This is a genomic window from Streptomyces coeruleofuscus, assembly GCF_039532725.1.
GTDB lineage: Bacteria > Actinomycetota > Actinomycetes > Streptomycetales > Streptomycetaceae > Streptomyces > Streptomyces coeruleofuscus.
In genome coordinates this window covers 153,191-176,292 of the sequence record NZ_BAAASE010000007.1, presented here as the reverse complement: position 1 = coordinate 176,292, position 23,102 = coordinate 153,191, and the positions used below count along the sequence as shown (strand labels likewise).

The 23,102-nt window shown below is 72.9% G+C and carries 21 protein-coding genes; 9 read left to right on the top strand and 12 right to left on the bottom strand.

The genetic code is table 11. The features are described 5' to 3' along the window. Positions 1–264 precede the first annotated feature (264 nt). Together pepN and ABFX81_RS27075 are read right to left on the bottom strand one after the other, a co-directional pair. Positions 265–2,757, bottom strand: a complete 2,493-nt coding sequence (gene pepN / locus ABFX81_RS27080) for an aminopeptidase N (protein WP_086848197.1) — start codon at positions 2,755–2,757, stop codon at positions 265–267. 67 nt (positions 2,758–2,824) lie between these two features. Continuing rightward, positions 2,825–3,376 (bottom strand): response regulator, encoded by a 552-nt coding sequence (locus ABFX81_RS27075; RefSeq protein ID WP_086848193.1) that lies wholly within the window; start codon positions 3,374–3,376, stop codon positions 2,825–2,827. A gap of 254 nt (positions 3,377–3,630) precedes the next feature. On the opposite strand from ABFX81_RS27075, the gene ABFX81_RS27070 reads away from it, so the two are divergent. Continuing rightward, a complete protein-coding gene (locus tag ABFX81_RS27070) occupies positions 3,631–4,467 on the top strand; it encodes an alpha/beta fold hydrolase (protein WP_086848191.1) in 837 nt (278 codons plus the stop codon). Between the two features lie 44 nt (positions 4,468–4,511). Here ABFX81_RS27070 and ABFX81_RS27065 read toward each other — a convergent pair whose 3' ends face one another. Together ABFX81_RS27065 and ABFX81_RS27060 are read right to left on the bottom strand one after the other, a co-directional pair. Beyond that, positions 4,512–4,862, bottom strand: coding sequence for a chorismate mutase (locus ABFX81_RS27065; RefSeq protein ID WP_086848188.1), 351 nt, complete (start codon positions 4,860–4,862; stop codon positions 4,512–4,514). A 45-nt stretch (positions 4,863–4,907) separates the two neighbouring features. After that, entirely contained in the window at positions 4,908–5,360 is a 453-nt protein-coding gene (locus tag ABFX81_RS27060) for a GNAT family N-acetyltransferase (RefSeq protein ID WP_346138795.1), read from the bottom strand. A 123-nt stretch (positions 5,361–5,483) separates the two neighbouring features. Here ABFX81_RS27060 and ABFX81_RS27055 point away from each other — a divergent pair, with 123 nt between their 5' ends. Further along, entirely contained in the window at positions 5,484–6,371 is an 888-nt protein-coding gene (locus ABFX81_RS27055; protein ID WP_086848185.1) for a hypothetical protein, read from the top strand. A gap of 71 nt (positions 6,372–6,442) precedes the next feature. On the opposite strand, the gene ABFX81_RS27050 is transcribed toward ABFX81_RS27055, so the two are convergent. Next, entirely contained in the window at positions 6,443–7,378 is a 936-nt protein-coding gene (locus ABFX81_RS27050; RefSeq protein WP_086848183.1) for an SDR family oxidoreductase, read from the bottom strand. A gap of 45 nt (positions 7,379–7,423) precedes the next feature. Then, the gene (locus tag ABFX81_RS27045; RefSeq protein WP_086848181.1) at positions 7,424–8,161 is read right to left on the bottom strand and encodes an SDR family oxidoreductase; all 738 of its coding nucleotides are present in this window, start codon (positions 8,159–8,161) and stop codon (positions 7,424–7,426) included. Positions 8,162–8,215: 54 nt separating this feature from the next. Here ABFX81_RS27045 and ABFX81_RS27040 point away from each other — a divergent pair, with 54 nt between their 5' ends. Genes ABFX81_RS27040 through ABFX81_RS27025 form a run of 4 tightly spaced genes read left to right on the top strand, consistent with a single transcriptional unit; the run spans position 8,216 to position 11,561 of the window. Then, a complete protein-coding gene (locus ABFX81_RS27040) occupies positions 8,216–8,959 on the top strand; it encodes an enoyl-CoA hydratase family protein (protein ID WP_086848179.1) in 744 nt (247 codons plus the stop codon). Continuing rightward, positions 8,960–9,796 carry a CoA-transferase gene (locus ABFX81_RS27035; protein WP_086848177.1) on the top strand — a complete coding sequence of 279 codons (837 nt, stop codon included), beginning with the start codon at positions 8,960–8,962 and terminating at the stop codon, positions 9,794–9,796. After that, entirely contained in the window at positions 9,793–10,512 is a 720-nt protein-coding gene (locus tag ABFX81_RS27030) for a CoA-transferase (RefSeq protein ID WP_086848175.1), read from the top strand. Before ABFX81_RS27035 ends, ABFX81_RS27030 begins: the two co-directional genes overlap by 4 nt. Beyond that, complete coding sequence (locus tag ABFX81_RS27025) at positions 10,512–11,561, top strand: nitronate monooxygenase (protein WP_086848173.1); 1,050 nt, start codon at positions 10,512–10,514, stop codon at positions 11,559–11,561. Before ABFX81_RS27030 ends, ABFX81_RS27025 begins: the two co-directional genes overlap by 1 nt. Here the strand turns inward: ABFX81_RS27025 and ABFX81_RS27020 are convergent. The 3 genes from ABFX81_RS27020 to ABFX81_RS27010 are packed head-to-tail and all read right to left on the bottom strand — an operon-like array spanning position 11,545 to position 14,171. Continuing rightward, positions 11,545–12,702: an acetyl-CoA C-acetyltransferase gene (locus tag ABFX81_RS27020; protein ID WP_086848171.1), complete on the bottom strand. Its 1,158-nt coding sequence runs from the start codon at positions 12,700–12,702 to the stop codon at positions 11,545–11,547. The genes ABFX81_RS27025 and ABFX81_RS27020 overlap by 17 nt on opposite strands. A 23-nt stretch (positions 12,703–12,725) precedes the next feature. Further along, a complete protein-coding gene (locus ABFX81_RS27015) occupies positions 12,726–13,364 on the bottom strand; it encodes a TetR/AcrR family transcriptional regulator (RefSeq protein WP_428837217.1) in 639 nt (212 codons plus the stop codon). 15 nt (positions 13,365–13,379) lie between these two features. Then, entirely contained in the window at positions 13,380–14,171 is a 792-nt protein-coding gene (locus ABFX81_RS27010) for an SDR family oxidoreductase (RefSeq protein WP_086848167.1), read from the bottom strand. Between the two features lie 47 nt (positions 14,172–14,218). On the opposite strand from ABFX81_RS27010, the gene ABFX81_RS27005 reads away from it, so the two are divergent. Both ABFX81_RS27005 and ABFX81_RS27000 read left to right on the top strand, forming a co-directional pair. After that, on the top strand, positions 14,219–15,358 hold the full coding sequence (locus ABFX81_RS27005) for an acyl-CoA dehydrogenase family protein (RefSeq protein WP_346138794.1): 1,140 nt from the start codon (positions 14,219–14,221) through the stop codon (positions 15,356–15,358). Continuing rightward, positions 15,358–16,323 carry an acyl-CoA dehydrogenase family protein gene (locus ABFX81_RS27000; RefSeq protein ID WP_346138793.1) on the top strand — a complete coding sequence of 322 codons (966 nt, stop codon included), beginning with the start codon at positions 15,358–15,360 and terminating at the stop codon, positions 16,321–16,323. The genes ABFX81_RS27005 and ABFX81_RS27000 overlap by 1 nt, the downstream gene beginning before the upstream one ends. On the opposite strand, the gene qcrB is transcribed toward ABFX81_RS27000, so the two are convergent. The 3 genes from qcrB to ABFX81_RS26985 all read right to left on the bottom strand — a co-directional run bounded on the left by qcrB (position 16,295) and on the right by ABFX81_RS26985 (position 19,603). After that, complete coding sequence (gene qcrB / locus ABFX81_RS26995; protein WP_346138858.1) at positions 16,295–17,929, bottom strand: cytochrome bc1 complex cytochrome b subunit; 1,635 nt, start codon at positions 17,927–17,929, stop codon at positions 16,295–16,297. The two genes, ABFX81_RS27000 and qcrB, sit on opposite strands and share 29 nt — an antisense overlap. A gap of 195 nt (positions 17,930–18,124) precedes the next feature. Beyond that, positions 18,125–18,859: a vWA domain-containing protein gene (locus ABFX81_RS26990; RefSeq protein ID WP_346138792.1), complete on the bottom strand. Its 735-nt coding sequence runs from the start codon at positions 18,857–18,859 to the stop codon at positions 18,125–18,127. A 12-nt stretch (positions 18,860–18,871) separates the two neighbouring features. Beyond that, positions 18,872–19,603, bottom strand: coding sequence for an ABC transporter ATP-binding protein (locus ABFX81_RS26985; RefSeq protein WP_346138791.1), 732 nt, complete (start codon positions 19,601–19,603; stop codon positions 18,872–18,874). A gap of 138 nt (positions 19,604–19,741) precedes the next feature. On the opposite strand from ABFX81_RS26985, the gene ABFX81_RS26980 reads away from it, so the two are divergent. Continuing rightward, positions 19,742–23,101, top strand: coding sequence for an FtsX-like permease family protein (locus ABFX81_RS26980; RefSeq protein WP_086849416.1), 3,360 nt, complete (start codon positions 19,742–19,744; stop codon positions 23,099–23,101). Position 23,102 lies beyond the last annotated feature (1 nt).

Below are 23,102 nucleotides of genomic sequence, written 5' to 3'. Positions count from 1 at the left end.
GACCCACGAAACCGCCCGCACGGCTCCCACCCGCACCCGGCGCACGGCCCACGAAACCGCCCGCACGGCTCCCACCCGCACCCGGCGCTCAGCCCACGAAACCGCCCGCACGGCTCCCACCCGCACCCGGGGGGGGGCTCAACCCACGCAGTCGTCCACGCGGTTCTCCCCCGCGCCCGGAGCCCGACCCACGAAACCGCCCGCACAGCCCTCCCCCGCGCCCAAGGCGCGAACGGGCGACCGCCCGCGCCCCGGGTGCCGGTTTCAGACCTTTGTGCTCTCCTGAACCCGCAGCGCCCGTGCCAGATCGTCGAGTTGGTCGGCGAGCTTGCGGCGCAGCGCCGGGATCGGGGTGGCGGCGCGCAGGCACTCCTCGCCGAGGCGGAGGTTCTCGGGGTCGACGGCGTGGGCGGGGAAGGCCCAGCGGCCGGCGGCTTCGGCGATGGCGGGGCCGCGGCGGTCGGCGACGTCGACCGCGTCCGTGTAGTAGCGCGGCACGTACGCGCGCACCAGGTCGGCCTGTTCGGGCTGCCAGAAGCCCTGGGCGGTGGCGGTGAACAGGTAGTTCGACAGCTCGTCGGAGCCGAACATCGCCTCCCAGGCGCGGGCCTTGGCCTCCGGGTCGGGCAGGGCGGCCCGGCAGCGGGCGGCGCCCTCCAGGCCGGTGGCGCTCGGGTCGCGTTCCAGTTCGACGGCGATGGCGGCCTCGTCCGTGGCGCCGAGGACGGCGAGCCGGCCCAGGACGCGCCAGCGCAGCTCGGGGTCGAGCTCCGGGCCGCCGGGCACGGTGCCGTCGGCGAGCCAGGCGGCGATGGTGTCCGGGTGGGCGGCGACGTCGATGCGGTGGCGTACGGCGATCAGGCGCAGGCCGGGATTGTCGCCGTCCTCGGTGCGGCGGATGAGGTCGCGGCACAGCTCGGAGAGCGTGGCGAGCGCGGCGGGCCGCTCCTCCGGCGTGAGGTAGCGGTCGGTGATGTATGTGGACGCGAAGGCGAGCACGCCCTGGACGATCGCGAGGTCGGTCTCCAGCGGGAGATGGGCCCGGGCGGTCTCCAGGTAGGCGGCGGGGGCCAGTTCGCCGTCGCGGACGGCGTCGCGCAGGGCGTTCCAGACGACCGCTCGGGTGAGCGGTTCGGGCAGGCCGGACAGGTCCTTGCGGACGGTCTCGAAGGACTCCGGGTCGAAGCGGACCTTGGCGTAGCTGAGGTCACCGTCGTTGAGGAGGAGCAGTGCCGGGCGCTTGCCGATGGGCTGGGCGCCGGTCTGCGGCAGGTCGAGGTGGAGACGTTCGCGCAGGACGAGGTGCCTGCCGTCGTCGCCGAGGTCCCGGTCGTACAGGCCGGCGGCGATGCGGTGCGGGCGGCTGCCGGTGCGGTCGACGGTGAGGGCGCAGGTGCCGTTCTCGCCGGGGGCGAGGTGCGGCGTGAGGGTGTCGACGCCGGTGGTGCGCAGCCAGGCGTCGGCCCAGGCGTGGACGTCGCGTTCGGTGGCGCCGGCGAGGGAGTCGATGAAGTCGGCGAGGGTGGCGTTGCCGAACCTGTGCCGGGTGAAGTGGGTATTGATGCCGGCCAGGAAGTCCTTCTCGCCGAGCCAGGCGACGAGTTGCCGCAGCGCGCTGGCGCCCTTGGCGTAGGAGATGCCGTCGAAGTTGAGGAGCGCGGAGGCGGTGTCGTCGACGGCCTCGGGGGCGACGGGGTGGGTGGAGGGGCGCTGGTCGGCGTCGTAGCCCCAGGACTTGCGGTTGACACCGAAGTCGGTCCAGGTGTCCGTGAAGCGGGTGGCCTCGGTGAGGGTCTGGTAGCCCATGTACTCGGCGAAGGACTCGTTCAGCCAGATGTCGTCCCACCACTTGAGGGTGACGAGGTCGCCGAACCACATGTGGGCCATCTCGTGGGCGACGACCATGGCGCGGGTCTGGCGCTCGGTGTCGGTGACGGCGGAGCGGTAGACGAACTCGTCGCGGAAGGTGACCAGTCCGGGGTTTTCCATGGCGCCCGCGTTGAACTCGGGCACGAAGGCCTGGTCGTAGGAGTCGAAGGGGTAGGGCTCGTCGAACTTCTCGTGGTAGCGGTCGAAGCACGCGCGCGTGACGTCGAGGAGTTCGTCGGCGTCGGTGTCCAGGTAGGGGGCCAGCGAGCGGCGGCAGTGCAGGCCGAAGGGCAGGCCGCGGTGCTCGGTGCGCACGGAGTGCCAGGGGCCGGCGGCGACGGCGACGAGGTAGGTGGAGATCAGCGGGGTGGGGGCGGCCTGCCAGAGGCCGCCGGTGTGCTCGGTGACGCTGTTGGCGAGGACGGTCCAGCCCTGCGGGGCCTTCACCGACAGTTCGAAGACGGCTTTGAGGTCGGGCTGGTCGAAGGCGGCGAAGACGCGCTGGACGTCGTCCAGGAAGAGCTGGGTGTAGACGTAGGTCTCGCCGTCGGTGGGGTCGGTGAAGCGGTGCATGCCTTCGCCGGTACGGGAGTAGCGCATGTGCGCGTGCACGCGCAGTTCGTGTTCGCCGGCGGTGAGGTTCTTCAGGGGCAGCCGGTTGCCGTCCAGGGCTTCCGGGTCCAGGGGTTGTCCGTCGAGGGTGACGGTGCGCAGCTCGGCGGGCCTGACCTCGACGAAGGTGTCCCCGTCCGCGCGGGCGCTGAACCTGATCGCGGTGCGGGATTCGAAGATCTCGTCGCCGGTGGTCAGGTCGAGTTCGATCGTGTAGCGGTGGACGTCGAGGAGCCCTGCTCGGGTCTGCGCTTCGTCGCGCGTCAGTACGGACATGCAGGACATGCTGCCTGATGGCACCGGCATGGCACAGAGGCGGATCGGTTTGCGACCGATGTCCGGTCTAGGTGCGGTCTTTTTCGAGCTCCCCGGCGTGCGCCCCCGAGGGCCGCTGGGGCGGCACGCGCGCGTCGGGGTGGGGCAGGGCGGGCCGCTGGGGGTGTGCGGCGGTCTCGGTGTGCTCCCGGACCTGGGCGCGCAGCCTGCGCACCTCCTGTTCCAGGGCGAGGTGGTGCCGGTGGGCGTCGTAGAGGTAGCGGACCTTGGTGCGCAGGGCCCAGGGGTCGACGGGTTTCATGACGAGGTCGGCGACGCCGAGGCCGAAGGCGGCGGTGGTCAGTTCCTGGTCGGGGCCGAAGCCGGTGAGCAGGATCACCGGGATGTGCTGGGTCTGTTCGACGCGCCGCATGTAGCGCACGACCTCCAGCCCGCTGACGCCGGGCATGCGCACGTCGAGCAGGAGCAGGCCGACCTGGCCGCGCAGCACCTGCTTGAGCGCCTCGTCGCCGCTGGTGGCCCGGCCGAGCTGGTAGCCCAGCGGGGCGAGGGCGCTCTCCAGCGCGTACAGCGTGTCCTCGTGATCGTCGACGATGAGGATCCTGGTATCCGACGGCATGGCCCGACGTCCCCTCCCTGTGGAGGACCAGAGTAAGTCCGGGACGCTGACGCGTAGTGCTTGTCAGCTGACATGCTGTGCACAGCGCAGCATGCCCCGCGCGGGCCCCGGTGTCACTCCCCCCCGGGGGGCAGGGCGGGCATCCGGCAGGCGGACTCGACCAGGTTCCGATGAGTTTTCCGCCCCGCAGGGGTCTCAACGGCAGTAGCTCACGCCCGCAGCACCAGGGCCCTATCGGAACGGGAGAGAAGGTCATGTCAGCAACCCGAGGGCAGGCAGCCGGGACCGGCCTACGTGTCGTCTCCGCCGACGGCACCGGGATCGCGTTCGAGCAGTCGGGCAGCGGGCCGGCAGTCGTCCTGGTGGCCTCGGCCCTGGCCGACCGCTCCGACACCACCCGGCTTGCCGCCCTTCTCGCCGAGCACTTCACAGTGATCAACTACGACCGGCGCGGCCGGGGTGCCAGCGGTGACTCCGACGCTTACGCCGTCGAGCGCGAGATCGAGGACATCGCCGCCTTGATCGAGCACGTCGGCGGCTCGGCGTCCCTGTTCGGCTCGTCCTCCGGGGCGGTCCTCGCCCTGCGTGCGGCCGCTGCCGGGGTGAACATCGACCGCCTGGCCCTGTACGAGCCGCCGTTCGTGGTCGCCGACGGCGATGACGGCCCGCCCAGGGACCTCGCGCGGCAGGTCACCGCGCTGCTCGCGCAGGGCCGCGACAGCGACGCGGTCAAGTACTTCATGACGAGGGTGCAGGGCATGCCCGGTATCGCCGTGTTCTTCATGAAGCTGATGCCGAAGGTGTGGGCGAACCTCACGAGGCTGGCCCGCACCCTGCCCTACGACATCGCGGTCATGGGCGACACCCAACAGGGCAAGCCGCTCGACGCCGAGGAGTGGAAGGGCGCGAGCGTGCCCACGCGGGTGCTGACCGGCGGCAAGAGCCCGGCCGCCTTCCAGCGCGCCGCCCGCGCCGTCACCGAGATCCTGCCGCAGGCCGACCACCGCACCCTGCCGGGCCTCAACCACGGCGCGGTCGTCATGGCACCGAAGAAGATCGCCCCGCAGATCACCGAATTCCTCAAAGGATGACCCGACTTGGTCTTCGGCCCGGGCGGGTCGAGGATCGAGCCAGGTCAGTTACGGCCCGGTGCGGACCCGTTGAGTGCCTCGTCCGCGATGCGCTCGTGGTGGCGGATGACCTCGGCGACGATGAAGTTCAGGAACTTCTCCGCGAAGGCCGGGTCCAGTTTGGCGTCCTCGGCGAGCGCGCGCAGCCGGGCGATCTGGCGGGACTCGCGGGCCGGGTCGGCGGGCGGCAGCTGGTGCCGGGCCTTGAGGAGGCCGACCTGCTGGGTGCACTTGAAGCGCTCGGCGAGCATGTGGACGACGGCCGCGTCGATGTTGTCGATGCTGTCGCGCAGGCGGGCGAGTTCCGTAACGACGGCGGGGTCGACGTCACCGGTGCCGGTGTTGCTGGTGGTCATGGCAGGTCAGCCTAAGGGGCGCACGCCCGGCGGCCGCGGGTCGTCTCACAACTCGGCGGTGCTCAGCCGCTTGTGGAAGCAAACGTCCTCGTGTCCGCCGGGCACGCCCTCGATGCGCGCCCGTTCCCGGAAGCCGAGCCGCGGGTAGAAACCGGGCGCCTGGAAGCTGTACGTGGAGACGACCATGTCCGTGCAGCCGCGTCGGACGGCCTCTTCCTCCGCGGCGCGCATCAGCCGGCCGCCCCAGCCGGTGTGCCGCTGGTCCGCGCGCACCCAGAGCATGTCGACGGAGCACAGGCTGCCCCAGGTCCAGGCGGTGAGCCCGCCGATCAGGTCTCCGGCCTCGTCGGCGACGCGGACGGAGAGGGGCTCGGTGGTGGCGCCGTCGGCGGCCGCGGTGTTGAAGGCGGTCAGCTCCTCGTCGAGCCGCTTCTCGAGTTCGTCGTCCTGGCCGCCCACCTGGAGCGAGGCGGCGACGGAGCGCTGTTCGCTGGTCACGGCGCGGATTCTGCCAGCGGCCCAGGGCGGCGACGACCGGTTTTCGCGGGGGCGGGGCGGCCCTGTGGCCGTCACACTTCCGTACAGTGGAATCGGGTTCAGGGGCGTCTTTGGGGGTGAGGCGTGGCGAACGACGGGCCGGTCGAGCACGGCTACCCGCATCTGGAGACGGTGCGGGCCGCCATCACGGCGCTGTACAAGCGGCTGTCGTACGACACGATCCAGACGTTCGCCACCAGCGTGGTCCCCGCCGACGTGGCCTTCTGCGACACCGACGACCTGTATCTGGGGGCGCAGCGGGTGGCGCACGAGCTGGTGCGGCACTACCGGCTGCCGGATGCCCGGCTGATCGTGAGCTTCCGGGAGATGCGGCACGCGGCGAACGTCGAGCTCGCGGCCGGGCCGGAGTACTTCGTGGAGCTGAACGACCGGTTCCGTACGCATCGGCGGGACATCGGGGCGGCCCTCGCGCACGAGGTGATGCATGTGTACCTGCACCGCCTCGACCTGTCCTTCCCGGGCGTGAGGGACAACGAGATCCTGACGGACACGGCGACGACGTATCTGGGCGCGGGCTGGCTGCTGCTGGACGCGTACCGGGAGGACCGGGCGTCGTCCCAGAAGCTGGGGTACCTCACGCCGGAGGAGTTCGGGTACGTGCTGGCCAAGCGGGCGCTGGTCTTCGGGGAGGACCCGTCGGTGTGGTTCACCAGTCCGCAGGCGTACACGGCGTACGCGAAGGGGATGCAGCTGGCCCGTCATGACGAGCAGCAGCCGCCGTTGACCGCGGCGGGGTGGGCGGGGCGGCGGCGGTACGCGCGCGATCGGCGGCATGCGCCGGCCGTGCCGCAGCAGCCGGGTGTGCGGTACTCGTTCACTCCCGACGGGGGTGGGCGGTTGCGGGTGTCGTTTCCCTGCCCGACCTGTCATCAGCGGATCAGGGTGCCGGTGCGGGGGCGGGTCCGGGCGCGGTGTGCGTTGTGCCGGAGTGTGTTGGAGTGCGACACCTGAGTCGGCGTGCGACACCTGAGTCGGAGTGCGACACGTAAGACGGCTCCTGGGCTCCCTGGGGGGAAGGCCTCCTAGAACCCCTGAGCCCCGTACACCCTCCCGGGCTCGGCCGCCTCCGCCAGCAGTTTCCGCGCCGCCTCCCCCGCCTCCGCCGGAGCCCACCGCTCGCCCTTGTCCACCCCCGGGCCCGGGCGCCAGCCCTCCATCACCGTGATGCGGCCGCCCTCCGCCTCGAAGACCCGTCCGGTCACGCCGGCGCTCGCGGCGGAGCCGAGCCAGACGACCAGAGGGGAGACGTTCTCCGGTGCCATCGTGTCGAAGCCGGAGTCGGGTGCTGTCATGGTGTCGGCGAAGGTGCGTTCCGTCATGCGGGTCCGGGCGGCGGGGGCGATCGCGTTGACCTGGACGCCGTAGCGGCGCAGTTCGGCCGCCGCGACCAGGGTGAGGGCGACGATCCCGGCCTTGGCGGCGCTGTAGTTGCCCTGTCCGACCGAGCCCAGCAGGCCGGCGCCGCTGCTGGTGTTGACGATCCGCGCCTCGGGCCGGCGGCCCGCCTTGGTCTCGGACCGCCAGTGTGCGGCGGCGTGCCGCAGGGGAAGGAAGTGGCCCTTGAGATGGACGCGTACGACGGCGTCGAAGTCGTCCTCGTCGAGGTTGACCAGCATCCGGTCGCGCAGGAAGCCCGCGTTGTTGACGAGCGTGTCGAGCCGGCCGTACGCCTCCAGGGCCGTCCGGACGAGGGAGGCGGCGCCCTCGGCCGTGGCGATGTCGCCGCCGTGCGGCACCGCCTCGCCGCCCGCCGCGCGGATCTCCTCGGCGACGCGGCCGGCCGGGCTGTCGGGACCGGGCGTCCCGTCGGCGGCTTTGGGTGTGCCGTCGAGGCCGACGCCGAGGTCGTTGACGACGAGCCGCGCGCCCTCGGCGGCGAAGGCGAGGGCGTGGGCGCGGCCGAGGCCCCGGCCCGCGCCCGTGACGACGACGACCCGGCCGTCGCAGATTCCGCTCATCTCGGGTCTCCTTCCATGTCAGGTCTCCTTGTCGCCGTCGAGGCGTCAAGGAACGTTCGCCGTCGAGGCGTCAAGGAACGCGGGGCGCTCCCCGCCCCCGTGGACGAGCAGACTCGCCCCGCTGATGTAGGCGGCGGCGTCCGAGGCGAGGAAGACCGCGGCCCGGCCGACGTCGGACGGCTCGGCGAGACGGCCGAGCGGGACGGTGCGGGCGACGGCGGCGACGCCGTCCTGGTCGCCGTAATGGAGGTGGGACAGTTCGGTGCGGACCATGCCGACGACGAGGGTGTTGACCCGGATGTCGGGCGCCCACTCCACGGCCATCGAGCGGGCGAGGTTCTCCAGACCCGCCTTGGCGGCGCCGTAGGCGGCGGTGCCCGGTGAGGGGCGGCCTCCGCTGACGCTGCCGATCATGACGATCGAGCCCCTGGCCCGCCGGAGGTGCTCGTACGCGGCGAGGGACACGGTCAGCGGGGCCAGGAGGTTGAGCTCCACCACGCGCGCGTGCCGGTCGGCGCCGGCGTGGGTGAGCGGGCGGTGGGGGCTGCCGCCCGCGTTGTTGACGAGGACGTCGAGCCGGGGCAGCTCGCCGCACAGGCGCCGGACGGCCTCGGCGTCCCGGACGTCCAGCGGCCTGAACTCCGTCCCGGGCACCGGAACTTCCGGCGGGCGGCGGGCGCAGACCACGACCTCGGCGCCCGCCCGTACGAAGGCACGCGCGATGCCGGCACCGACGCCCCGGGTCCCGCCCGTGACGACCGCGACCTTCCCGTCCAGCTCCATTCGCTGCTACCTTCCACCTAACAAACGTTTGGTGGAAAGGTAGCTGATGCGGCCATGGGTGTCTCCACCTCGTGCGTGGAAAAGGGCATAGCCGTCGTCACGGTCGGCTTCCCGCCGGTGAACGCCCTGCCGGTGGCCGGCTGGTCCGCCCTGGCCGACGCGGTGCGCGCGGCCGGGCGCGACCCGGAGGTCCGGTGCGTGGTGCTGACGGCCGAGGGGCGCGGATTCAACGCGGGCGTGGACATCAAGGAGATACAGAAGGACGGGAACAGTGCGCTGATCGGCGCCAACCACGCCTGCGCGGAGGCCTTCGCCGCGGTGTACGACTGCGCGGTGCCGGTCGTGGCGGCGGTGCACGGCTTCTGCCTGGGCGGCGGTATCGGGCTGGTGGGCAACGCGGACGTGATCGTGGCGAGCGAGGACGCCGTCTTCGGGCTGCCCGAGCTGGACCGGGGCGCCCTGGGCGCGGCCACCCATCTGGCCCGGCTGGTCCCGCAGCATCTGATGCGCGCCCTGTACTACACCTCGCGCACGGCGACCGCGGCCGAGCTGCACGCGCACGGCTCGGTGTGGCGGGTCGTACCGCGCGGCGAACTGCGCGCCGCCGCACTGACTCTGGCCCGCGAGATCGCCGCCAAGGACGGGCGGCTGCTGCGCCTGGCCAAGGCCGCCATCAACGGCATCGATCCGGTCGACGTGCGCCGCAGCTACCGCTTCGAGCAGGGCTTCACCTTCGAGGCGGGCCTGAGCGGGGTGGCCGACCGGGTGCGCGCCGGCTTCGGGAAGGAGGGCGCGTAGGTGAGCGACAAGACGATGACGGCCGACGAGGCCGTGTCCCGCCTGTCCAGCGGCATGACCCTCGGCATCGGCGGCTGGGGCTCGCGCCGCAAGCCGATGGCCCTGGTGCGAGCACTGCTCAGGTCGGACGTCACCGATCTCACCGTCGTCTCGTACGGCGGCCCGGACGTGGGCATGCTGGCCGCCGCCGGGCGGATCCGGAGACTGGTCACGGCGTTCGTCACCCTCGACTCGATCCCCCTGGAGCCGCACTACCGCGCGGCCCGCGAGCGGGGCGCCTTCGCGCTGACGGAGATCGACGAGGCGATGTTCATGTGGGGTCTGCACGCGGCGGCGAACCGGCTGCCGTTCCTGCCGGTGCGGGCCGGGATCGGCTCGGACGTGATGCGGGTCAACCCCGGTCTGCGGACGGTCACTTCACCGTACGAGGACGGGGAGACGTTCGTGGCGGTGCCCGCCCTGCGGCTCGACGCGGCCCTGGTGCACGTGAACCGCGCCGACCGGCTGGGCAACGGGCAGTACCTGGGCCCGGACCCCTACTTCGACGACCTGTTCTGCGAGGCGGCGGACACGGCGTACGTCAGCTGTGAACGGATCGTCGACACGGCCGAGCTGACGAAGGCGGCCGCCCCCCAGACCCTGCTGGTCAAGCGGCACACGGTGACCGGCGTCGTGGAGGCCCCGGGCGGCGCGCACTTCACGTCCTGCGCGCCCGACTACGGCCGGGACGAGGCCTTCCAGAAGACGTACGCGAGGACACCCTGGCCCCAGTTCGCGGCCCGGTTCCTCGCCGGGGACGAGCGGGCGTACCGGTCGGCCGTCGGGGAGGGGACATGACGGGGGCCACCCGCGCCGAGTACTGCGTGATCGCGTGCGCCGAGGCCTGGCGGGGCGACGGCGAGGTGCTCGCGAGCCCCATGGGGCTGATCCCCTCCATCGGCGCCCGGCTCGCCCGGCTCACCTTCGCGCCGGACCTGCTCCTGACCGACGGCGAGGCACTGCTGGTCCGCCCGGACGGGACGACGGAGGGCTGGCTGCCGTACCGGCAGCATCTGGCCCTGGTCACCGGCGGCCGGCGGCACGTGATGATGGGCGCGAGCCAGATCGACCGGTTCGGCAACCAGAACATCTCGTGCATCGGCGACTGGGAGCGGCCGAGGCGGCAGTTGCTCGGAGTGCGCGGCGCGCCGGTCAACACCCTGAACAATCCGACCAGTTACTGGATCCCGAGGCACTCCCGGCGGGTCTTCGTCGAGCGGGTCGACATGGTCTGCGGCGTCGGCTACGACCACGCGGCCGACGCGCGTCACCACCGCATCCCGCGGGTCGTCTCCGACCTGGGTGTCTTCGACTTCGCCACCGCCGACCACTCGATGCGGCCGGCCTCGCTGCACCCGGGTGTCACGAGGGAGCAGGTCAGGGAGGCGACGGGCTTCGAGCTGGCCGTCCCGGACGAGGTGCCGCCGACCCGCGAGCCGACCGCCGAGGAGCTCCGGCTGATCCGTGAGGTCCTCGACCCGGCCGGCACCCGTACCAGGGAGGTCGCCTCGTGATGGAGACGGCGCTGACCCGGCTGACCGGGGTCCGTCATCCGGTCGTGCAGACCGGGATGGGCTGGGTGGCGGGCCCGCGTCTGGTCTCCGCCACGGCGAACGCGGGCGCTCTCGGCATCCTGGCCTCGGCGACGATGACGCTCGGCCAGTTGCGCGCTGCCGTCCGGGAGGTGCGGTCCCGTACCGACGCGCCGTTCGGTGTGAACCTGCGCGCCGACGCGGCGGACGCCGGCGACCGTGTGCGGATCCTGATCGAGGAGGGCGTCCGGGTCGCCTCGTTCGCCCTGGCCCCGTCCCGGGAGCTGATCGGTGAGCTCAAGGAGGCCGGGGTGGTCGTCATGCCGACCGTGGGGGCGCGGCGGCACGCCGAGAAGGTCGCCGGCTGGGGCGCGGACGCGGTGCTCGTGCAGGGCGCGGAGGGCGGCGGGCACACCGGCGAGGTGGCCACGACGGTGCTGTTGCCGCAGGTGGTCGACGCCGTGGACATACCGGTCGTGGCGGCGGGCGGGTTCTTCGACGGGCGTGGGCTGGTCGCGGCGCTGGCCTATGGGGCGGCGGGCGTCGCCATGGGTACGCGGTTCCTGCTCACCTCGGACTCGACCGTGCCGGAGGCGGTGAAGGCGCGGTACCTGGCGGCGACGGTGCGGGACGTGACGGTCACCAGGGCGGTGGACGGGCTTCCGCACCGCATGCTGCGGACGGAACTGGTCGAGGCGCTGGAGCGCTCCGGCCGGGTGAGGGGTGCCCTCCAGGCGGTCCGCAGGGCGGCGGGCTACCGGAGGCTGTCCGGCACGAGTTGGCGCCGGATGCTCCAGGACGGCCTCGCCCTCAGGCACGGCAAGGACCTGACCTGGAGCCAGGTCCTGCTCGCCGCGAACACGCCAATGCTGCTCAAGGCTTCCATGGTGGACGGCCGTACGGATCTGGGGGTGATGGCGTCCGGGCAGGTCGCCGGGGTGATCGACGACCTGCCGTCGTGCGCGGAGCTGGTGGAGCGGATCATGAAGGAGGCCGAGGACACCCGTCGGCGTCTCACAGCCTCTCGATGATCGTCACATTGGCCTGTCCGCCACCCTCGCACATGGTCTGGAGGCCGAACCGGCCTCCGGTGCGCTCCAGTTCGTGCAGCAGGGTCGTCATCAGCTTCACGCCGGTCGCGCCGAGCGGATGGCCCAGGGCGATGGCACCGCCGTTGACGTTGACCTTCTCCGGGTCCGCGCCCGTCTCCTTCAGCCAGGCCAGGACGACCGGGGCGAAGGCCTCGTTGATCTCGACGAGGTCGATGTCGCCGATGGTCATGCCGGTCTTCTTCAGGGCGTGGGCGGTGGCCGGGATGGGTGCGGTGAGCATGCGGATCGGGTCCTCGCCGCGCACCGAGAGATGGTGCACCCGCGCGCGGGGGGTGAGCCCGTGTTCGCGCACGGCCCGCTCGGAGGCCAGCAGCATCGCCGCCGCCCCGTCGGAGACCTGCGAGGAACAGGCGGCGGTGATCGTGCCGCCGTCGATGACCGGCTTGAGTCCGGCCATCTTCTCCAGGGAGGTGTCCCGGCGCGGGCCCTCGTCGGCGGTGACGTCCCCGTACGGCACGGTCTCGCGGTCGAAGCGGCCCTCGTCGATCGCCCGCACCGCCCGCTGATGGGACCGCAGGGCGAAATCCTCCTGGTCCCGCCTGCTGATCCCCCACTTCGCGGCGATCATCTCGGCGCCCGCGAACTGGTTGACGGGCTTGTCCCCGTACCGGGCCCGCCAGCCCGCGCTGCCCGCGAACGGGCCCTGGGTCAGCCCGAGCGGCTCGGCGGCCTGCCGGGTGGCGAAGGCGATGGGGATCATCGACATGTTCTGCACGCCGCCGGCGACCACCAGGTCCTGGGTGCCGGACAGCACGGCCTGCGCGGCGAAGTGCACGGCCTGCTGCGAGGAACCGCACTGCCGGTCGACGGTCACGCCCGGCACCTCCTCGGGCAGCCCGGCCGCCAGCCAGCAGGTCCGCGCGATGTCACCGGCCTGCGGCCCCACGGCGTCCAGACAGCCGAGGACGACGTCCTCCACGGCGGCCGGATCCACGCCTGAGCGGCTCATCAGCTCCTTCAGCACATGGGCGCCGAGGTCGGCCGGATGGACCGCGCTCAGCCCTCCCCCGCGCCGCCCGACGGGCGTGCGGACCGCTTCGACGATGTAGGCCTCGGCCATGGCAACTCCCTCACAGATAAGGGCTATTCGCGTACGGCGATCCCGTCCAGCACCATCGACAGGTACTGCCGGGCGATCTCGTCCGGGCTGTGCTGGCCGCCCGGCCGGTACCAGGACGCGGCCACCCACACCGTGTCGCGTACGAACCGGTAGGTGAGCCGGACGTCGAGGTCGGCCCGGAAGGCCCGCTCGGCGACGCCGCGCTCCAGCGTGGACAGCCACGCCTTCTCGAATCTGCGCTGCGACTCGGCGAGGAACGCGAACCGCTCCTGCGCCACGAGCTGCTTGCTCTCCTTCTGGTAGATCGCGACGGCCGCGCGATGCCGGTCGATCTCCCGGAACGACTCGGTGACCAGGGCCTGAAGCGTCTCGCGCGGGCCCAGTCCGGCACCCAGCACGGCGTCGTAGCCGTCCCAGAGCTCGTCGAGGAAGGTGCGCAGGATCTCCTCCAGCATCGACTCCTTGGAGTCGAAGTGGTAGTAGAGGCTGCCCGCGAGCATCCCCGCGTGGTCCGCGATCTTGCGGACGGTGGTGGCGTTGTAGCCCTGCTCGGCGAAGACCTCGGCGGCGGTGCCGAGGAGTTCGCCGCGGCGGTCGCGAGCGGCGGCGGCCGCGGGGGGCTCTGTGTCGGTCACCTGGGGCGTCTTCTTCGTAGGGGGCACTGGTCCATTGTCGTCCTAGGGGTGCCGGCTGCTGACGGAGACCACTTCCCCGGTCATGTACGAGGAGTAGCCGGAGGCCAGGAACACGATCACGTTGGCCACCTCCCAGGGCTCGGCGTACCGCCCGTAGGCCTCGCGTGAGGTCAGTTCGGCGAGCAGCTCGGGCGTGGTCACCTTCACCAGGTGCGGGTGCAGGGCGAGGCTGGGCGCGACGGCGTTGACCCGCACCCCGTACGCGGCCGCCTCGACCGCCACACACCGGGTCAGTGCCATCACCCCGGCCTTCGCGGCGGCGTAGTGGGCTTGCCCGGCCTGGGCGCGCCAGCCGACGACGGAGGCGTTGTTGACGATCACGCCGCCGCTGCTGCTGCCCCGCATGTGCCGGAGCGCGGCCCGCACGCACCGGAACGTGCCGTTCAGTGTCACGTCCAGGACGCGGGACCACTGTTCGTCGGTCATGTCGACGAGATCCGCGGTGCCGCCGAGACCGGCGTTGTTGACCACGACGTCGAGGCGACCGTGTTCCCTTACGGCCGTGTCGAAGAGGGCGCGCACCTGTGTCTCGTCGGTGACGTCGCAGGGCGCCGCGGCGACCGACGCCGCGCCGAACTCCCCGGCCAGCTCCGCCTCGTGCTCCTTGAGCCGCCGTACGTGCGCGTCGCTGATCAGGACGCGTGCGCCCTCCTCCAGGAAGCGACGCGCGGTGGCCCCGCCGATCCCCGCGCCGGCCGCGGCGGTGATGACGGCGGTCCGCCCCTCCAGCACGCCGTGCCCGGGCACGTACGACGGACTCTCGACGTCTGTCATGGGCTCACGCTAACCTACCAAACACTTGTTAGGGAAGGAGGGCGGTCATGGATCTCGCGTTCTCGCCGGCGGACGAGGAGTTCCGCACCGAGGTGCGTCAGTGGCTGCGCGCGCGTGTGCCGCGCGAGCCCCTGCCCTCCCTGGAGACGGCGGAGGGCTTCGAAGCCCACCGCGCCTGGGAGGCGGAGCTGGCCGCCGGCCGCTGGTCGGTGGTCGACTGGCCGTCGCGGTACGGCGGACGGGACGCGGGGCTCCTGCGGTGGCTGCTCTTCGAGGAGGAGTACTGGGCGGCGGGCGCCCCGGGACGCGTCGGGCAGAACGGCATCCATCTGCTCGCCCCCACCCTCTTCGCTCACGGCACCGAGGAGCAGCGGGCCCGGGTGCTGCCCCCGATGGCCTGCGGGAAGGTGATCTGGGCGCAGGCCTGGTCGGAACCCGAGGCCGGTTCGGACCTGGCGTCCCTGCGGGCGAGGGCCGTGCGCACGGCCGGCGGCTGGCTCCTGAGCGGCCAGAAGACCTGGTCCTCGCGTGCCGCGTTCGCCGACCGCGCGTTCGGCCTGTTCCGCAGCGACCCGGACAGCGCGAAGCCCCACCAGGGCCTGACGTACCTCATGTTCGACCTGCGGGCACCCGGCGTCACGGTCCGCCCGATCGCCCGCCTCGACGGCAAGCCGGCGTTCGCGGAGCTGTTCCTGGACGAGGTCTTCGTACCCGACGAGGACGTGATCGGCGAGCCCGGCCAGGGCTGGCGGATCGCGATGGCGACGGCCGGTGACGAACGCGGGCTGATGCTCCGCTCCCCCGGCCGTTTCCTCGCGGCCGCACGCAGGCTGGAGGAGCTGTGGCGGGAGCGGGGCAGCCCGGTGTCCGAGCGGGACCGGGTGGCCGACGCCCTGATCGGCGCCCGCGCCTACCAGCTCTTCACGTACGCGGCGGCCTCCCGCTTCCTGGACGGCGAAACCGTCGGCCCGGAGTCGAGCCTGAACAAGGTCTTCTGGTCCGAACTGGACATCGCGCTGCACGAGACGGCCCTCGACCTCCTCGGCCCGGAGGGCGAGCCGGCGGACACCGACTGGGCGGAGCGGTACGTCTTCGCGCTCGCCGGCCCGATCTACGCGGGCACGAACGAGATCCAGCGCGACATCATCGCCGAGCGTCTGCTCGGCCTGCCGAGGGGACGCCGCTGATGCGTTTCCTTCTCGACGCCGAGCAGCGCGCCTTCGCCGCCTCGCTGGACGCCCTGCTGACGGCGGCGGACACTCCGGCGGTGGTGCGGGACTGGAGCCGGGGCGACCATGCGAGCGGGCGGGCGCTGTGGTCCCGTGTCGCGGAGACGGGCGTGCTCGCGCTGGCGGTTCCGGAGACGTACGACGGCGGACTGGGGCCGCGTCCGGTGGAACTGGCCGTCGCCTTCGTCGAGCTGGGCCGCCACGCGGTGCCGGGTCCGCTGGTCGAGACGGTGACGGCGGCGGTGCTCCTCAGCGGTGCGGACCCGGGCACCGCCAAGCGGCTGCTGCCGGCGCTGGCGTCGGGCGGGACGATGGCGACGGTGGCGCCCGAGGGGGCGTTCGCCCTGGACGGCGATGTCGCCTCCCTCCGTCTCGCCCTCTCCCCCGACGGCATCCGCCTCTCCCCCGGTCACGGACCCGTCCGCCCCTGCCTCGACCCCGCCCGTCGCCTCACCCCCCTCGCTCCCGGCGGCGAACTCCTCGACGCCCCCACCGGACAGGCCCTCACCTGGGCCCGTCTCGCCACGGCCGCGCAAGCCCTCGGGGTGGGCCTCGCGCTTCTCGACAGAACCGTCGGATACGTCAGGCAGCGCACCCAGTTCGGCGTCCCCGTCGGATCGTTCCAGGCGGTCAAGCACCGGCTGGCCGACGCGAAGATCGCCCTGGAGTTCGCGCGCCCCCTGGTCTTCGGTGCCGCCCTGTCCCTGCGGCCGGCCGAGGTCGCCGCCGCCAAGGCCGCCGCGTGCGAGGCGGCGTACACCACCGCCCGCACCGCGCTGCAACTGCACGGCGCGATCGGCTACACGGCGGAGTACGGCCTGTCGCTGTGGCTGACCAAGGCCCGGGCCCTGCGCACCGCCTGGGGCGATCCCCACGCGTGCCGGGCCCTGGTCGTCAGTGCGGCTGGTGATCGCCGCTGGTGATCTCCCGGTACTCCTCCACGGTCGGCTTCTCGATCCGCGCGTCCGGCCCGAACATCGCCCTCGCGAGCCGCGCACGCAGCCGCTCGGACCGCCTGACCTTGCGGTGCACGCCCCCCGCGTCGACCTCGGGCCCCGTCGCGTACGGCGGGCGCTGCTCGTGCTGGGTGAGGGTGTACAGCTCCGCCCGCGAGAGGGGCTCGTGCACCTCGGTGTACTCGCCGTTCGGGAGCCGCTTGATCGTGCCGGTCTCCCTGCCGTGCAGCACCTTGGCGCGGTCGCGGCGCTGGAGGCCCATGCAGATCTTCTTGGTGACGATGAAGGCGACGACCGGCAGCACGAAGGCGCCGATCCGCACGAACCAGGTGATCACGTTGATGGACAGATGCAGATGGGTCGCCACGATGTCGTTGCCGCCGCCGATCAGCAGCACCGCGTACAGGGTCAGCCAGGCCACGCCCAGGCCGGTGCGCACGGGCGCGTTGCGCGGCCGGTCCAGGATGTGGTGCTCGCGTTTGTCACCGGTGATCCACGCCTCGATGAAGGGATAGACGCCGATGGCGAGCATGACCAGCGGGAAGAGCGCGAACGGGATGAACACGCCGAGCACCAGCGTGTGTCCCCACAGGTTGATCTCCCATCCCGGCATCACCCGGATCAGCCCCTCCGAGAACCCGAGGTACCAGTCGGGCTGGGCGCCCGTGGTGACCAGGTCGGGGCGGTAGGGGCCGAAAGCCCACACGGGGTTGATCTGGGCGATCGCGCCCATGACGGTCAGGACACCGAAGACGAGGAAGAAGAAACCGCCCGCCTTGGCCATGTAGACCGGCAGGAAGGGCATCCCGACGACCGACCGCTCCTTGCGTCCGGGCCCCGGGAACTGGGTGTGCTTGTGGTAGAAGACCAGGATCAGATGGACGGTCACCAGGCCCAGCATGATCCCGGGCAGCAGCAGCACATGGACCGGGTAGAGGCGCGAGATGATGTCGTCGCCCGGGAACTCCCCGCCGAAGAGGAAGAACGCCACGTACGTCCCGACGATCGGGATCGACAGGATCGCGCCGTGCGCGAAGCGCAGGCCGGTGCCGGACAGCAGGTCGTCCGGGAGGGAGTAGCCGGTCAGACCGGTGATGATGCCGAGCATCAGCAGGGTCCAGCCGAACACCCAGTTGAGCTCGCGCGGCTTGCGGAAGGCGCCCGTGAAGAACACCCGCATCATGTGCACCATCATGCCGGTGATGAAGACCAGGGCCGCCCAGTGGTGGATCTGCCGTATCAGCAGCCCGCCGCGCACGTCGAAGCTGATGTCCAGGGTGGACTCGAACGCCCTGCTCATGAGCACGCCGTTGAGCTCGGTGTAGGACCCCTGGTAGACGACCTCCTGCATGCTCGGCTCGAAGAACAGGGTGAGGTAGACGCCGGTGAGGATCAGGACGATGAAGCTGTAGAGGGTGACCTCACCCAGCATGAAGGACCAGTGGTCCGGGAAGACCTTGCGCATGTTGGCCTTGGCCAGCGCGTAGAGGCCGAGACGTCCGTCCGCCCAGTCGGCGAGCTGCTCGCCCTTGCCGGCGGGAGGTCTCCTGCGGGCGGAAGCCGTTCCGTACATCCGTCGTGCGCCGTCGTCGTGCACCTGCCGTCCGCCGTCGCCGTACACCCGTCGTGCGCCGTCGTCGCCCATACGTCGTCGCCTCCCCGTCGGATCCTTCCCAGCGTGGCACGGCAGCGCGGTCGTGCAAATGGGGCGTATGGGCGGATAGGCCAAGAGGCGGTTTCGGTTGGGCCGAGGGGGCGAGCAGACGGCTCAGCGGCTGCCGGGGTCCCGCACGATTCCCTGGGCCCTGGCGGCCACCAGCCACTTCGGGAACTCGCCCACCAGCCGGTCGTACAGCTCGCCGTCCGGCACCTTCCGCGGCTCCTCACCCGCGTGGAAGAACCCGGCGTTGTCGACGACCCGCTTGCCCGGCACGGGCAGCTCGTCGAGCCTGCGCAGGAAGTCGAACTGCTTGCTGTCCGGGTCACCGAAGCCGATGAACTGCCAGAACAACGGCAGCCTCGCCGCCTTGCACAGGTACCGCTCCGCGGCGAGCTTGTTGATGGGACCGCCGTCGGTCTGGAAGACCACGAGGGCCGGCTGGGTCGTCCCGCTGTCGAGGTAGTGGTCGATGACGGCGTCCATGGCCAGGTGGTAGCTCGTCTTCCCCATGTGCCCGAGCCCGGCCACGATCCGGTCGATCCGCCCCTGGTGGCCGGCCAGGGCGATCTCGGTCTCGGCGTCGACATCCGTGGAGAAGAACACCACCGGCACGGTGCCGTCGTCGTCGAGATGCGCCGACAGTCCGAGCACCCGGTCGGCCAGCGCCTGCACGCTGCCGTCCTTGTAGTACGGCCTCATCGAGCCGGAGTAGTCGACCACGAGGTAGACCGCGGCCCGCAGCCCGTCCAGGCCGTGCTTCGTGAGGGAGACCCCGGCGCTCTTGTAGAGGCTCACCAGCGCGGGAGCGGTCTCCTGGACCTTGCTCAGACTGATCGCGACCATGGCCCCACCCTCTCACTCTTCGCCGACCACTCCGTCGCTCAGTTCCAGCACCCTGTCGGCCAGGCCGAGCAGTTGGGGGTCGTGGGTGGCGACGAGGGCCGTGACGCCCTCGCTGCGCACCACGGCCCGCAGCAGCTCCATCACCGCCAGGCCGGTGGCGGCGTCGAGCTGGCCGGTCGGCTCGTCGGCGAGCAGCAGGGCCGGCCGGTTGGCCAGGGCCCGGGCGATCGCGACCCGCTGCTGCTGTCCGCCGGACAGCTCGGCGGGCCGCTGCGTCTCGTGGCCGGCGAGGCCCACCAGGGCCAGGAGCAGCGCCACCCGCTCCTCGCGTTCCCGCGGCTCGGCCCGGCGCAGGCGCAGCGGCACGCCCACGTTCTCGGCGGCGGTGAGGATGGGGATGAGCCCGAAGGACTGGAAGACGAAGCCGATCCGGTCGCGGCGCAGTTCCAGCAGCTCGCTCCCGGTCAGCGCCGACAGGTCCGTGCCGTCCACGACGACACGGCCGCGCTGCGGGGAGTCGAGGCCGCCGATCATGTGGAGCAGCGTCGTCTTGCCGGAGCCGGAACGGCCCTTGAGGGCGACCAGTTCACCGCGCCGGACGGAGAAGGAGGCCCCGCGCAGGGCGTGCACGGTCGCGGCACCGGTGCCGTAGGAGTGGTGCAGGTCCTCCACCCTCAGCATCGGCTCGCCGGCCGCGTCGTCGGCGAGGGCGGCAGCGGACCCCGGGCTGGTGTTCTCGGTCATCACCGCATCCCATACGGAACCGGTCCGGGCGGTCAAGAGCGGAACTCCCCGCTCTCGAACACATGTGTCGCACAGGTAACTCCGTGATATGCATACCGGGTTGGGGGAACAGAGGTTCGGCCATCGGGTGGGGGAAGAGTGACCGGCTTACTGCTGCTGCGCCTGCGCGCGCATCGGCTGCTCCTCACGGCCGCCCTGCTCGCCGTCCTGCTGACCACCTCGGTGCTCGCCGCCCTGGCCGCCTTCTCCGGCTCCGTCGGGGACGCGGCGCTGCGCGGCACCCTGGGCGGCCGGGCCGCGGCCTCCGCCTCCCTCGTCGTCGAGGCGGACGTGCCCCGGGAACGGCGCGACGCGGCGCGGCGGGCCGTGGAACGCGGGGCGCGGGAGGCGTTCGGCGGGCTGCCGGTGACCGTGCGGACGCTGGAGCGCTCCGGGCCGTACGCGCTGCCCCGTTCCCTCCAGGACGCCGACGCCCGCGCCGGAGAGCCCGACCTCACGCACGTCGCCGCCCTCGACCGGTCCCGGATCAGGCTGGTCTCGGGCACACTGCCGGGCCCGGCAGCGGCGACCCGCGCCACCGCCGTACCGGTCGCCCTGCCCGAAGCGGCCGCCGACCGGCTGAAGCTGCCTCCCGGGTCGCGCCTCACGCTCACGGACCGGCTGGGCGGCGAGCCCCTCCGCGTACGGGTGACCGGTGTGTACCGGGCGGCCGACATCTCCGATCCCTACTGGCAGGCGGACGCCCTCGGCGGGCAGGGCGTGCGCACCGTCGCCTTCACCACGTACGGGCCGCTGCTGGCCGACGCGTCGGTGCTCGCCTCCGGCCGCACCTCCGAGGACAGCACCGGCTGGGTGGCGACGGCCGACTACCGGACCTTCACCACCGACGGCATCGGGGCGCTCCGCGCGGCGGCCGTACGCGCGTCCGGGGCGCTGCGCGAGGACTCGGCACTCGGCGGTGACGCGGAGGTGCGCACCGGGCTGCCCGAGGTGCTCGACCGGACCGAGCGGGCCCTGCTGGTGTCCCGGTCCACCCTGCTGGTCGTCTCCGTGCAGCTGGTGCTGCTCGCCGGGTACGCGCTGCTGCTGGTGGCCCGGCTGCTGGACACCGAGCGGGCGGGCGAGAACGAGTTGCTGCGGGCCAGGGGCGGATCGCGCGGCCGGATCGCCGGACTCGCCGCGCTGGAGGCGCTGCTGCTGGCGGTACCGGCCGCGATCTGTGCCGCGCTGCTGTCCGGGCCGCTGGCCCGGCTGCTGGCCCGGTGGTCCTCGCTCGACGGGATCGGGCTGCGGCTCGACGCCCTCCCGGCGGGCGGGGTCTGGCTGGTCGCGGGCGGCGTGGCGGCGGCGTGCGCGGCGGCGGTCGTGGCGCCCGCGCTGGCGGCGACGGCGGGCGCGCCGGTACGGCTGCGGCGCGTCCGGGCCGTCACGGCGGCCGCGCCCGTGCGCGCCGGGGCCGATGTCGGGCTGCTGCTGATCGCGGGCGTGGCGTACTGGCAGCTCGGCCGGCAGACCGAAGCGACCGGCGGCGGGGTGCTCAGCCGGGACCGGGCCGGGGAGCTGGGCATCGATCCGCTGCTGGTCGGAGCGCCCGCGCTGGCGCTGCTGGCGGGCACGGTCCTGACCCTGCGTCTGCTGCCGTTCGCGGCCCGCCTCGCGGAGCGGCGATCCGCGAGCGGGCGCGGGTTGCCGGCGGCGCTGGCGGGATGGCAGTTCAGCCGGCGCCCGCTGCGCGGTGCGGGTCCGGTGCTGCTTCTGGTCATCGCTGTGACGACCGGGATGCTGGCGATCGGGCACGGCGCGTCCTGGGACCGGTCGCAGGACGACCAGGCCGACTTCAGGACGGGCGCCTCCGTGCGGGTCCTCGACCCCAGGCCGGGCGGCCCCGGGCAGACCGGCCTCTACACCGCGCTGCCCGGGGCCCGGGACGCCGCCCCCGCGCACCGCGCCGCCCTGGGCCTCTCCGGCGACCGTGACGCGACGGTCCTCGCGCTGGACACGTCCCGCGCCGGGGACGGGATGCTGATGCGCGGCGATCTCGCCGACGAGCCCCCGGCGAAGCTGCTGCGGGCACTGGCACCGCCCGCGCGGGACGGACACCGGGCGGTGCGGCTTCCCGGCGACACCCGGCGGCTCGCCCTCGACGCGCGGATCACCGACGTGCGGGCCCGGACCGGACGCTCTCCCTCCGACCGCGCGCCCCTGCTCACGGTGGTCGTCGAGGACCGCTACGGCATCACCTACCGGCTGGGCGCCGGGAAGGTCCCGGTGGACGGCCGCGTCCACCGGGTCACCCTCGACCTGGACATGACGGCGACGGGCCGCCGCGCCGCCCCGGCCGGACCGCTGCGGCTGACCGGACTCCAGCTCGACGACGCCTCTCCCGCCGGCGGCGCCGAACAACACCGGTTCACCGTCGAACGGCTGCTCGCCACCGGCCGCGACGGCTCCGCGCGGACGGTCCCGGTGCCCTCCGGAACGCGCTGGCAGGGCGGCCGGACCGTGACGGAGAACGGCGCGGTCGTCGCCCGTACGGCCGCGAAGCCCGCCGTGTCGGGGACTGCGCCGCTGGCCGTGTCGTACGACACCGGCGCCGGCGCCGGCTCCGGCTCCGGCTCCGGCGCCGGCGAGAGCTTCGGCGCCGCGCCGGTCTACACCGTCCGCGTCGACACCGCCGGAGCCGGGGCGCCGCGGAACCTCTTGGCCGTCGCCACCCGGGACTTCCTGCGGGCGGCGGGGGCCGGTCCCGGCGACACCATCGACGTACCGCTGTCCGGGGAGCAGCTGCGGGTGCGGATCGTACGGTCCGTCGAGGAGCTGCCGACCACCGCCACCGGGTTGGACGGAGAGACCATGGCCGGCGGGGCGCTGCTGCTGGACCTGCGGGCGGTCGACGCCGTGCTGGCGCGGCGGGGCAGCGCGCCGCTCACCCCGACCGAGTGGTGGGTGAGCGCCGCCCCCGGCAAGGCCGCCGAGGTCGCCGCCGCGCTGCGGGCACGCCCCGACCTGGAACCGCGGCAGGTGCTGGTGCGGGACGAGACCGCGGCCGAGTTGCTGCGGGATCCGCTCGGCGCCGGGCCGCGCTCGGCGCTGACGGCGGTGGCCGTGGCCGCCGCGGCCCTCGCCGCCGGGGGTTTCGCGGTGAGCGCCGCCGGTGCGCGGCGGGAGCGGTCCGCGGAGTTCGCGGTGCTGCGCGCCCTGGGCACGCCCCGCCGGGATCTCGCCCGGCTCGTCGCGACGGAGCAGAGCCTGCTCATCGGCGCCGGTCTGCTCGCCGGGCTCGGTCTCGGCACCGTCCTGACCCGGGCCGTCGTCCCGCTGATCGTGCTGACCTCCGATGCCGCACGGCCGGTCCCGCCCGTCCTCGTCGAACTCCCGGTGTCCCGAGTGGCCCTGCTCCTGGCGGGGGTGGCCGCCCCGCTCCTGCTGATCACCGCCGCGTCGGCGCTGCGCCGGGCCGAGCCGGTGGCCGCGCTCCGCCATCAGGGGGAGGACTGAG